Here is a 12,327-nt window from a genome sequence, read left to right on the forward strand (position 1 = left end):
GCGGCCGAACGCCGCCCGACCACGCTGTTCACTCATCGGCAGAATCGATCACAGCAAGGCGCTGGCGACCTGCTCGGTGTTCTTGCTGCGGCGACGAGCCTGGGTCACCAGGAACGACGCAGCGCCTCCCGCGACGAGCAGCGCACCGAGGACGATGATGAGCGTCATGCCCGCGCCACCGGTGAGCGGCAGGGAGAACCCGGCGTTCTTGGGCACGTTCACCACCGTGAGATCGGGCTGCGCGGGGTCGGTCGACGCCTCGCCCGTCACGGTGAACGGCACCGGCATCGGCAGCAGGGAGTAATCCACACCGTTGACGGAGGGTGCCACGACCTCGACGAGGTAGTACTGCACGAAGCCCTCTTCGTCGCTGATCTCGTCATCGCCGTCGGTGTCGACGACCTGCGCGTTCCCGGCCCAATCGCTGTGGCGCAGGCCGTCGATGGTCAGGGTGCCGTCGGCAGCGGTCTCCCACTGGGACACGCCGGCTGCACCATCGTCGATGACCACCTTGCTGGCCGCGACCGGTCGCCCGTCTCCGTCGACCTCCGTGTACACCTCGAACTTGGCGCCGGGAAGCGCGGCCGCGGGCTGCGCGTCGTTCGTCTTGAGCACCATCACACCGCCGAACTTGGTTTCGGAAGGATTCGTGGTGACCGGGCCGCCGGGCTCGCCCGGCTGCCAATCGATATCGAAGCCGTCGGGCCAGATCTGTGCGACGTTCTCCACCGAACCCAGACCGGTAATGCGGGTCGAGAAGGTGAGCACCACATGGTGCCCGTGACGAACCATCATCTTCTGCAGACCGTCAGGGGTGAAGTCGACCATCAGGGTGTTGTCATTGCCTGCTGCCGGGGCGGTGAACGTGAAATCGTCGCCCTCGGTCAGCGTCTCGGCGGCGACGACCCCTGCGGGATCGACGATCTGGACCGAGTACGCGGGCGTCGTCACGTACTCGAGTCGCGAGTCGAGCGGATCGACGATCGTGTAGCGGGCGATGTTGAACTCCTCGTACGGGCCGCTGATCGAGCCGTCGCCGTCGAGATCGACGGGAGAACCGCCGATGGTGCCGGTGATGCCCCACGTCAGCACGTCGCCGATCTTCGCGACATCGCCATCGACGACCGTCTTCGACGCCGACGTGATGGAGTTCTTGGGGTAGACGTGCACGTCGTACAGCCATGACGTGCCGCCGGCGCCGTCGTCGACGGTGATCGGCACCGTCACGATGAACGGAGCCGCGGGCGTCACGACGACGTCCTCACCGTTCACCTGAGACGGGGTGCCCACCTCTTCGACGAGGTAGACGCCGACGGGCAGGTCGCCGAAGTACTGCAGACCGGCGGCGTCGGTGGTCGGCTGCGCGGGTGTGCGATCGGCGCCGAGCGTGTACCCGCCCGCGGTGATCGCCGAGGGGTTGCCCGCGAATGTCGACGCGAGCTGCGATGCGCTGCGCTGGCCGGCGTTGGTGGCCAGGTCGATGCCCTCGACCTGGCGCACCCGGAACTCGACGCCGGCGAGCGGATCGGCGTCGGGACCGGGCGTGAGCTCGGTGCCGTCGCCCACCGCCGAACCCGACTCGGGGGTGATGTGCTTGTGAATCGACAATGAGCCGACCGCCTGAGGGTCGATCGTCTGGTCATCGGCGAATACTGCTGGCGAACCCGTCAGAACCAGTGCCGTGGCGATCACCCCCACCGCAGCCGCGAGAGTTCTTCTCCGAAACTTGCTCAACTTGTACTCCTTTTCATTCGGTGGACACCAGGGCGGTATCCAAGGGGGGGGTGGTACGAGAGGAATCAGATACCGCCGCGCAGCGACCTGCGTCGTGCCGCGAGCGTGCGCACGAGCAGCATTCCGCCAGCTGCGAGCAGCAGCGCGGCCGACCAGCCGACCAGGCCGGAACCGGCACCGCCCGCGACGGGGAAGACCATGTTCGGCACATCGCGCACGGTGGCCCTCGGTATCGTGCCGAAGTCCTGCGTCGATGCATCGCTGATCTCGACCGTTTCGGCGGCGATATCGGAGGCGTCGAACGTGAGCACGCCGGTCACAGAGACCGAGAACCGCAGCGGAGCCGCCAGCAAGCTGAACCCGGCCGGGGCGACGTGCTCGACGAGCGCGTAGTCGCCCGGCACCAGGCGCGAGACGATGAACCGCGTGGCGGTGCCCGGAGCCCCTGCGCCGGGGGAGACACCGTCGACCGGCGCAAGGCTCAGCCAGATCGGCTGGGACTCGTCGAGCACGCCACCCCGAACCGGGTACACGCGCCAGTCGGAGCCTGCCATGGCCACCCAGCAGCTGGACGCGGGCGGCACGCAGTTGCCGGACTCGCCCACCTTGTCGATCTGGAAGGCGGCGAGCGGCGCCCGTGCGACGCCCACATCGGATTGATCGGTGTCGGCGTCGACCGTGTCGTTGCGCTGAATGTCGGCAACGGGTCGTGCCGAGTCGTAGGGCGAGGACGGATTGCTCACGGTCACCGCGTTCAAGAAGTCGAGATCGGGCTCGGCGTCTCGGGCGAGCGGAGTCTTCACCTGGATACTGCGGGTCTGGCCCGCGGGCACCGTGCCGAGTGCCCACGCCCCGCCCACGACCGCGGTACCCGCAGGAGGCGCGCCCCACGTCACCTCGCCGGCGACGAGACCGGCGTCGGGCACGTCGCCCACGACGACCTGGTAGGCGGGCTTCGGAGAGGAGTTCTTCACCTGGATCTGCCAGGTGAGTTCGTCGCCCGCGCGCCAGCCCGTCGCCGAGACGAACTGGGCGTGCACCTGCAGCGCCGAGCCGTCGCGGACCACGGTGACCAGGTCGCCGGACAGCATCGCCAATCCGGTGCCGCTCGCTCGCGCCGCCGAGAAGTTGTAGTAGGTGTCGCCCACCTGCTCGCCCTGAAGCGACCAGGTCAGCGTGACCGTCTTGCTCTTCTTCGCCGCGAGCGCGCCCCCGACGATTCGGAGCGCGGTCGTGCCCTCCGGAACCTGCGTCGGCGAGCACGACTGCCAGAGCCCGTCACCGGGGTCGGCGTTGGCCGGGTCGAGCGGGTCGACCGAGATCGTCTGCGGTGCTGCGGAGGAGCAGTACAGCGTCTCGCCGGGGTTCAAGGTGACACTGTGCACCGCGAAGGTGCCGCTGAAGCTGCTGCCGCGCGGGTCGCCGTTGTAGGGCAGCAGGTCGATGATGTCGGTGCTCGACTGCGGCAGCACGTCGTTGTTGGTGAGCGTGATCTTCCAGGTGTTCGAGCCGAGGCCGGCCGGCACCTCGGCGGCACCGGCCTGCTTGAGGAGCACCGTCTTGGTGTTCTGCTTCACCCGCAGGGTCGCTGACGACTCGGCCAATACCGGAGAGCCGAGCCAATTTTCCCTGAAGCTCGAACTCGTCGTCAGTACACCCTCAGTCGCGGTGACGACGGCCTGATAGCTCATCACCGTTTCGGTGTTCTGGTACATACCCGCTTGCCACCAGAAGCTGGACGGGTGCGACGGGTTAGGCGGTGTGGAGATCGGCTTTCCCTCGACCGCGACTCTGAACGAACCGGGCACCCAGGACAGCCCCTCCGGGAGGATCTCATCAACGCTCATCGGGTTGATGTACGCGGTGCCTCCTGCGAAGTTGCGCGCATACGGCCGCGTGATCACCGTGACGACGTCGCCGGGCGCCGCGGCACTCGGGGAGATCTCCTTCGTGACCTCTGCGATGTAGGGCTTTTGCCGGAAGAAGTCGACGACCTTGGGATACACGCCCGAATAGGCTGTGCCATTATCGGTCACCTTCCCCCTCCAGTCGCCGTAGGCCCACTCCCCCGCCACTCCGTTGGAAATGCTGCTCGTGGCATACGCCAGGCTTTGCCCACTCAAGCCCGGCATCAGGCCGAGGCCCGCCTCGACCTGCGATCGGATGACGGGCATTGTGGCGTTCGAGAAGTCGTACGACACGACCACCGACTGCCAGCTCGCGGCGTCGCCAGAGATGCGGAATGTGCCGCCGCTGGGGTCGACCTCATTGGGGGTGAGGGTCTGCTGCGTCCAGACCGACGCATCCGTCGTCGGCCGCGCGCAGGGCTGAGTTGCCGGATTATGCGGTGCCGAAGTACCGGGGCCCGGGGTGACCTCGGGAAAAGAAGTCTTGGGATAAGACGGCAGAGGAGAGGTGTAGACCTCGACCTCCACCCCCTGCCCCAGGTACTCGGGCGGCACCTGCAGATAGCCGTCGTAGTTCACAGAGAGTCTGATCGCCGAGCGGAAGCGCTGTACGCCCTGCGACGGGGTGTCGCGAATCTCGGCCGGTGCGAGATTCTGGAAGTATGTCGACACCATTCGGTGCCGAATGTGCTGACCCGCCGTTGCCTTCTTGTCGATCGACCAGCGCAGACCCATATCGATCCAGCTGCCGTCGACCAGGTTCAACCCGTCGATCTCTTGGTAGTGCGTGCCCAGAGGATCCAGGCGGATACGCTGCTGATCGCTCGCCGGGTCTGCATCGTCGACCGGCTCGCCCCCGCTGGTGAGATTGCCGGCGGTCAGCAGCAGCTCGCCCGCACCGCTCAGCTGCTCTGGCGCGTGCACGGTCAGAAAACCCAGCGCGATCAGGGTGTACGCCTCATTCGGCAGCGCCGCACCGTTGCCCGCCTTCGTCGGCCGCACGAGGGGCGGGATGTGGTACTCGGACACCGTCACGCGGAATGCGCCCGAGCCGAGCGGCGCCACCGTGCAGGCTTGCGAAGCCAGACGGGCGTCGAACGCCGGTAGCGCACTGAGCTCGCTCTGATCGGAAAACGCAGCATCCGCTCGACAGTCGGACCCCAGCTGGATCAGGCTTGCCGCGTCGTCGATGTCGTCGCTGTCGACCTGCACATCGAAGGTGATCGGCCCGTCGGGCAGCACCGTGTGCGCCCCGACGCGCAGCCCGAAGGGAAACCCCACCGCCCGCTCGGGCAAGGTCTTGGTCTGCGGAAGCACCGTCGACGGCACGAACGGGTCGAAGACCAGATCATAGGTGGTGCTCGGAGCCGTGGCCTGCGCCTCGACCGCGCCCTGCTCGCCCTCGCTGCCGGCGACGACCGTGACCGTGCCGCTGGTCGCGGTCAGCGCGACCTCGACCGCGTAGTCGACGCGCAGCGCCGCGCCCCAGTCGACCCGACCGAGCGAGCAGACGACCGACGTGCCGCCATCGACGATCTCGGAAGCCGGCTCGACATCGGTGAGGCATACACCCGGCAAGTGCCTGAACACACCGTTCGCGGCCTCGAGCGTCAGCTGCAGGTTCTCGTGCTCGCCGTGGGCGCCGGTCGGGCTGTTCACCGACAGATACACCGCGCCCTGAAGCTGCGAGCCGTTCGGCAGCGGCCCGGCATCGGTCGGCGTCACGAGCCGGTGCTCCAAGACCAGCTGCGGCGGATCAGCGGCACGCGGAGCACCCAGGTCTCGACCCGATGCCTCGCCTTCGGGCGGTGCCGTCTGCGCGGGCTCCTCGGAATCGGGGCTGTCGACCCTGGGCGTTTCCGCCGCGCCCGCGGCCAGCGTGGCCGCGGCCTCGTTCGACGGCACGCGGCCGGGAGATCCCGCCGCGTCGGTGAAGCGCTGCACCAGGTCTGCGCCGTCGGGGCCGGTGCCCGAGAAGATCGCTGATGCCGTGGCGACCACCGTGCGCGACACGCCGTCGAACGCGACCGGCGTGGTGAAGGTGGCGACCGCCGACTGCCCGACCGCGATCGTTCCGAACGCCGGGAGCTCGACGCCCTCGAGCGGTGCCGCATCGGCGGTGGCGGTGACCAGTCGAACGTCGGCGAGCTCGACATTGCCGGCGTTGACCGCGGTCGCGCGCCACGTCATCCGTTCTGCGGCCGCGCCGTCATGCGGCGCCGCGACCTCGAGGGCCGGCCGCCAGTCGCCGTCGTCGTCGACGTCGCATGCGCTCACCGAGACGCAGGCCTCCAGCGCGAGGCTGAGACGCGGGTCGGTCACGAACACCTGCACCGCGCCGTCGGCGCCGTCGATCTGCAGGCGCGACGGCCCGCCGTCGGTGTTGACCTCGGCCGCCCGCGCCTCGCGGATGCGCCAGCGCGTGTTGCCCACTCCGGCCTCGGTCACCCGCTGCGACAGCGTGGTCAGCGCGCCCTCGAGGTTCGGAGCCGGCGACCCCACCACGTCGGGGGCGCTCTGCTCATCGCCCGCCGCGACCTCTGCTCCTACCGCGGCGGCATCCGCGCCATCGGCACCGGGCCACGCCGCGGCGCTCCCGGTGAGCGCATCGCCCTCGAGCACGTTGATGCGGGCATCGGGAAGCTCCTGCCCGGTGATCGCCGCGCCGGGCCGCGACGCATCACCCGCATAGTCGACGCCCCACGCGTACTCCACCGGCCCGGAGGTGCCGGGCAGCCCGCCCTGGGAGGCCAGCGCCCCCGTCACCGCGATATCGGCGCGATCCCACGTCTCGGGCGGCGCCGCCCCATCGGCGGCTCGCGACGACACCGACGTAGCGAGCACCGGCAGCATGCCGATCACAAGCGCCCCGGCCGCCCCGGCCGAAACCGCGCTGAGCAGCACGGTCGTGGCGCGCCCCCACCCCGAACGCCGGGCACGCGTCGTGCCGGGCGCAGAACTCTTCCTCATATTCACAGGAAGGTATCCCCGTGGCGCGTGCGATGATCGCGTTCGCCCGCGACTATGTATCGTGCACGGCCCGAATCAGTAGTGCGACGCCGGTCGAATCAGTAGTCGGCCGTCGAGCCAGAGTACGAGCGTCTCTCACCGCGCTCGCCGTGGTCGCGCACCGGGATCGGAGGGGCGCCCGGTCTCGAGCGGTCCCGTTTCAGCAGCTCGTCGACTCCCGGTGAATGATCGATCGCTCCACGATCACGTCCTCGGCATACGGCTGATCCTGGATCATGGAGAAGAGGGCCGAGAGTCCGTCTCGCGCGACGTGCTGCGCATCTCCGCTCACGGACGAGAGCGACGGAGTCAAGAACGGCAGGACGTCGATATCTCCGTAGCCCAGCACCAGCAGATCACCCGGAATCCGGATATCGATCTCGCTCGCCGCGCGGGCGAGGCCGAGCGCCAGTTCGTCGTTGACGCAGAACACGGCCCCGAACTGCCGCAACCGTTCGCCGAGCCCCGAACCGATGGCGTAGCCGACCTCGAAGCTCATGGGCCCTTCGAGGTCGACGACGTGGGAGCCGCCCTGCAGCGCGGGATGCTCGTGCAGGGCGGCGAGAGCACCCGACACGCGAAGCTGCGCAAGATGCGACGTCGTCGAGCGGGCGATGACCAGGAGCGGTCGGGCCCTCCGAGAGATCAGTTCGGCGGCAGCTCGACGCGACGCTTCGAAGTCGTCGAAGCGTACCGTCGGCCAGTTCGCGCCCGCGGTCCTCTGCCCGATCACGACGAGGGGGATCGACGCGGCGACGTTCTCCAGCGCGCCATGGACCCCTGCCGCATCGAGCCGGTCGCCGGTCGCCAGAACCATTCCGGCAAGCCTGAGCGAAATCGCATTCTCCATGTGCTCGATGAGCACATCGTCGCTGTGCTCCAGGTCGTACACCACGGTCGTGTACCCGCGACTGGTGATCTCTGCGCGGAGTGCGCGTATCAGTTTCACATACCAGGGCTGCGAGATGCTCGCGACCGCGATGCCGATCGTCTTGCTGCGGCCGCGCCTCAGGGTGGAGGCAGAGAGATCCGGCCGGAAGTTCAGGCGCTCGACGACGGCGAGGACCCGCTCTCGCGTCTTCGCCGTCACCTTCTCGGAGTCGTTGAGCACACGCGACACCGTTGCGGTCGACACTCCGGCCTCGCGCGCGATATCCACCAGGCCCGTCTTCTTCACCATCATTGCCCCATCCGGTTGCGGAACTGCGACGACCCCCCTACTGTAAACGATTTCAGGCCCGGGATTCCCGATTCCCCGCTCGCTCGCTCTGCCGCTCGGGATCCACCGGGTGCTCGGCGAGCGGGTGCACCGTCACCCTCATGTAGGGCCAGACCGGGAGGGTGCTGAGCGTCTCGTGCAGCTCTGTGGCGTCTCGTGCCCGCCACAGCCCCCAGTTCTCGCGCCGCCCCGGAACTCGCCACATGCGCACGAGCCGACCCGCGGCCCCGAGCTCCGCGGCCATGGCCCGCTCGTCGACGCTCAGCCGTCGTATCGTCTCGTCGCCCAGATCTCGGGGCCAGTGAATCTCGATGTTCACCAGGAACTCATGCAGTGCGCTCATCTTTCCATCTCCTCCAGTTCTCTCACTACAGTCCGCGCCGAATTGCGCCCCGGCGCTCCGGTCACATAGCCCCCGGGCCACGTTCCCGCCCCGCCGAGATACAGACCCCGTTGCGCGAGCGACTCGTTCACTCCGCGGCCCGGACGTCCGTCGAGCATGAGGTCCGGCGTCATGTCCCCGTGCGTGATGTTGCTCGATGTGAGCGCGAACTCATCCTCGAGATCGTGGGGCGAGTACCACCTCACGTCCTCGATGTGCTCGTCGATGCTCGGCAGCAGGCGACGCAGTTGGCGCAGGCACGACTGGACGTAGCGGTCGCCGTGCTCCGCCCAGTGCTCCCGCCCGAGGTCGTGGGGCGCGTGCCACACGTTCAGGCTCATCAGATGCTTGCCCGGCGGCGCGAGCCCGGGGGACGCGATCGTCGGGATCAACCCCCAGATGATCGGCGAATCGGACGCCCGACCGGCGAGCCCGTCGTCGACGGCGGCCTCGATGTACTCGGGGCTCGGGCCGATGCGGAACTGCGCTTGGAGCAGCGTCTCGACCGGAATGCGGGGATCCGCCTGCCGCACACTCGGCACACCGTCGAGCGCCACCGCCACTTTGAAGGCCGAGCCCTTCGGCTGCTCGGGCCAGCGAGGGGCATCTCCCGGGTAGTCGGGCATCATGCCCGGCAACAGCGACGGCTCCACCGTGATGATCGCCGCATCGATGCCCGAGAGCCGAGATCCCGACTCGAGCCGTACGCCGTCGACCCGTCCCGAGTCGTCGAACAGCAGCTCTTCCACTCGGCAGTTCGTGCGAATGCTCACCCCGAGCGCGTGCGCGGAGAGCGTCAACGCGTCGATGATGGAACCCATGGATCCGATCGGCAGTCCGACCGATCCCCGGAGCGGAGCATCCTGATTGCCCAGAAGCCCCCCATCGCCTCCTGCCGCTCGCGAGATCGGCCGCAGGAGCAGCCCGAACGCCGATCCCCTCGCCCGCGGCGAGAGCAACTGCCCGTTCAGCGCGAGCATCATCATCATGCTCTTCACCTGAGGCGTGGTGAGCGCCCCGTCGAGCAGGTCCATCAGGCTGCCCTCGAGCATCGCGTCGCTGAACGCACTGCGGTCGTCCGCGTCCATCCGGTCGAGAAATCCCCGCCCGGGCTCGGGTCGACTCCAGAGCGACAGGCCGGATGCCGCCCCGAGCGCATCCAGTCGGGCGATGAGCTCCCGGTGCCGCACGGACTCACCCGCGGCATAGCTCTCCATCTGCTCGGCGACGAGTCGTCGATCCCTCCACCCGATGAAGAGATCGTCTTCCATGGGGTGCAGCAGCGTGACATCGGGCTTGTGAAAGCGCAACCCGAACGTCTCGAGCTGCAGCTCATCGAAGATCCGCCCCTCGAACGAACCGATCGAGTTCGTGATCGACGAAGAGTATCCGGGCATGAACTCGAAGCGGCCGGCCGGCCCCCCGAGCGACGCCCGCGCTTCGCACAGAGTGACCCGATGCCCCGCCTTCGCCACGTAGTTCGCCGCGATCAGGCCGTTGTGGCCTCCGCCGATGACCACGACATGCTTCGCCACGCTCATTCTCCGTCGAAGACCTCGGCGAAGAGGCGCAGCCAGTTGCCGCCCAGGATCTTGTCGAGTTCGGTACGGCTGAATCCCGCCTGCTGCATCGCGACGATCAGCGACGGAAAGGCGGTCGGAGACTGGAACCACGCCGGCCACTCGACCACGGGCGCCTGCTCGTCGATCGGCACGGGGCTCTCGCGCCCCCAGCGCCCCATGCGCCACCACTTCACCGCTTCGACGCCGTACCCCGTATAGAAATCAGTGCCGATCGCGACGTGGTCGACGCCCACGAGGTCAACCGTCCAACTGATCATCTCCACGAACTCCCGTTCGGTGGTCTTGAGTCCGTTCTTCAGCATGCGAACATACGGGCTCAGCCCGACCACCCCTCCGCGAGCGGCGAGCGCACGCAGCACCTCCGACGACTTCGGCCGCCGGTTGAGCTCGACGTCGCGACCGACGAACTCGAGGGGATTGGCATGAGTGACGGCCACGGGATCGCTGCTGAAGTCGATGGTCTGCAGACTGGTCTTCTCGGAGCAGTGAGAGAGGTCGATGAGCATGCCGACCTCGTTGAACTCGCGCACGAACTGGCGGCCGACGTGCGTCGACAGCCCCGAATCGTCATCTTCCCAGCACCCCGCCGCGATGCTGTTCTGGGTGTTGTACGTCAGCTGCGCGATGCGCACCCCCAGGTCGGAGAACACCTTGACAAGACGGATGTCGTCGTCGAATGCCGTCGTGTTCTGGAACCCGAAGATCACCGCGGTCCTCCCGGACCGCACGATCTCATGGATGTCCGCGGTGGTGCGGGCGAGCGCGACGAGATCGGAGTTCTCGGCGAACAGGTCGTTCCACCGGCCGATGACCGAGAGCGTCTCTCGCGCGGTCTCCCACACGGACAGGGTGACGTGCACGCATCCGACGTCTCCGTTCTTCCATTCGAGGAATCGCTCGCGCGTCGGTTTGCTGTACTGGAGGCAATCCACCACGATCGCATCCTGCTGTTCCACAGTGTTCATTCCGCCTTCTACTTCCTTCTCGTTGCTGATGCGGCCGGTGCTCACACGAGCCCGAACGGGTCCGGCGTGATTCCGCACTCCTGCACGACCGCTTTGACCTGCTGAAACTCTCTGAGCCCTTCGATGCCGTTCTCGCTCCCGATGCCGGATTGCTTGACCCCGCCGAAGGGGGTCTGCCAGTCCATGCCGCGATAGGTGTTGACCCAGACCGTTCCGGCCTCGAGCTGCCGCGAGACGCGCTGCACCCGGCCGATCGAGCCGGTCCAGAACCCCGCCGCGAGACCGAAATCGGAATCGTTCGCCACTTCGACGGCTTCCTCTTCGGTCTCGAACTCGAGCACCACCATCACCGGGCCGAACACCTCGGTGCGACAGATCGCCGTCTGGCGATCCGCAACCCGGAGCACCGTCGGCGCCACCCAGAACCCATCCGAGAATCCGGGGGCGACCTCGGGCGGGGCAGACCCGCCGATGAGCCGTTCGGCGCCGTCGGCCTCTGCCTGATCGATCAACGCGACGATCCTGTCGTACTGCGCCCTACTGGCGATCGGCCCGAGGTGGGTGGCGTCTGAGGCCGGATCGCCGACGACCAGCCGCGACACGCGATCCCGCAGGCGCTTCATGAATGCGTCGGCGACGCCTCGCTGCACGAGGACTCGCGATCCCGCAACGCACGTCTGCCCGCTGCCCGAGAAGACGCCCTGCACGACGGCGGTGACCGCCTGATCGATGTCGGCATCGTCGAAGACGATGTGGGCCGACTTGCCCCCGGCCTCTGCGACGAACCTCGCAAGACGGCCTGAGACGATTCCGCCCACCTGCTTCGCAGCTTCGGTACTCCCCGTGAACGACACCATGTCGACGCCCCTGTGCGCGACCAGTCGCGCACCGACCTCGGCAGGCCCCTGCACGATCTGGAGCGCTTCTCGAGGGACCCCCGCCTCTGCGGCGATGCGGTGGAGCACCACGCTCGAAGCCGGGGAGTTCAGCGGAGGCTTAATGATCACGGAGTTTCCCGCTGCGAGGGCGGGAGCGAGCTTCCATGTCCCCAGGGACAGGGCGCCGTTGAACGGCGTGATCAGCACCGCGACGCCCACGGGCTCGTGCCTCACATCGGCATCCTTCGTGGAGGACAGCGGGATCGTGTGCTCCCGCAGCGTACGCAGCAGGGCGGCGTAGTACTGCCACCACCGCGCGCTCGCCGCGACCTCTGCGCGGGTGAATCGCAGCGGTTTTCCGTTCGCCAGCGTCTCATAGATCGCGAGCTCGTCACCGTGCGCTTCGATCGCGCGCCCGATCCGATCGAGCACGTCGGCCCGCTCCAGGGCCGTCTTCCGGCCCCAGATGCCCGCGCCCCGCTCCGCCGTCTCGACCGCGTCGTCCACGAACGACGCATCCCAGTCGACACTCCCCCACTCCGCACCGGTCGCCGGGTCGACGAGTGCTGCGCACTCTGAGCCACTCCGGATTGCGCCGTCGATCACGGACCCGAAGCTCCTGCACAGTGCCGAATCGGCGACCGTCGCAC

At 67.9% G+C, this 12,327-nt stretch carries 7 protein-coding genes; all 7 read right to left on the reverse strand.

Features of this window, described 5'->3' with window-relative positions; all coding sequences use genetic code 11:
* Positions 1 to 48 precede the first annotated feature (48 nt).
* Entirely contained in the window at positions 49 to 1,734 is a 1,686-nt protein-coding gene (locus tag EVS81_RS05775; protein ID WP_165384193.1) for a SpaH/EbpB family LPXTG-anchored major pilin, read from the reverse strand.
* A 65-nt stretch (positions 1,735 to 1,799) separates the two neighbouring features.
* Positions 1,800 to 6,611, reverse strand: a complete 4,812-nt coding sequence (locus tag EVS81_RS05780; protein WP_130109547.1) for a DUF11 domain-containing protein — start codon at positions 6,609 to 6,611, stop codon at positions 1,800 to 1,802.
* Positions 6,612 to 6,810: 199 nt separating this feature from the next.
* Positions 6,811 to 7,833 (reverse strand): LacI family DNA-binding transcriptional regulator, encoded by a 1,023-nt coding sequence (locus EVS81_RS05785; protein WP_130109548.1) that lies wholly within the window; start codon positions 7,831 to 7,833, stop codon positions 6,811 to 6,813.
* Between the two features lie 49 nt (positions 7,834 to 7,882).
* Complete coding sequence (locus EVS81_RS05790; RefSeq protein ID WP_130109549.1) at positions 7,883 to 8,212, reverse strand: muconolactone Delta-isomerase; 330 nt, start codon at positions 8,210 to 8,212, stop codon at positions 7,883 to 7,885.
* Positions 8,209 to 9,786: a phytoene desaturase family protein gene (locus EVS81_RS05795; protein ID WP_130109550.1), complete on the reverse strand. Its 1,578-nt coding sequence runs from the start codon at positions 9,784 to 9,786 to the stop codon at positions 8,209 to 8,211. Before EVS81_RS05795 ends, EVS81_RS05790 begins: the two co-directional genes overlap by 4 nt.
* Positions 9,787 to 9,788: 2 nt before the next feature.
* Positions 9,789 to 10,799: a membrane dipeptidase gene (locus EVS81_RS05800; protein ID WP_130109551.1), complete on the reverse strand. Its 1,011-nt coding sequence runs from the start codon at positions 10,797 to 10,799 to the stop codon at positions 9,789 to 9,791.
* 41 nt (positions 10,800 to 10,840) lie between these two features.
* Positions 10,841 to 12,283: an aldehyde dehydrogenase family protein gene (locus EVS81_RS05805; protein WP_240739988.1), complete on the reverse strand. Its 1,443-nt coding sequence runs from the start codon at positions 12,281 to 12,283 to the stop codon at positions 10,841 to 10,843.
* Positions 12,284 to 12,327: the final 44 nt, after the last annotated feature.

This window comes from Leucobacter triazinivorans (assembly GCF_004208635.1).
In the GTDB taxonomy this organism is placed as follows: Bacteria; Actinomycetota; Actinomycetes; order Actinomycetales; family Microbacteriaceae; genus Leucobacter; species Leucobacter triazinivorans.

Coding starts and splice junctions, on each gene's coding strand:
- EVS81_RS05780 (WP_130109547.1), bottom strand. CDS start 6,611: ATGAGGAAGAGTTCTGCGCCCGGCACGACGCGTGCCCGGCGTTCGGGG.
- EVS81_RS05785 (WP_130109548.1), bottom strand. CDS start 7,833: ATGATGGTGAAGAAGACGGGCCTGGTGGATATCGCGCGCGAGGCCGGA.
- EVS81_RS05790 (WP_130109549.1), bottom strand. CDS start 8,212: ATGAGCGCACTGCATGAGTTCCTGGTGAACATCGAGATTCACTGGCCC.
- EVS81_RS05800 (WP_130109551.1), bottom strand. CDS start 10,799: ATGAACACTGTGGAACAGCAGGATGCGATCGTGGTGGATTGCCTCCAG.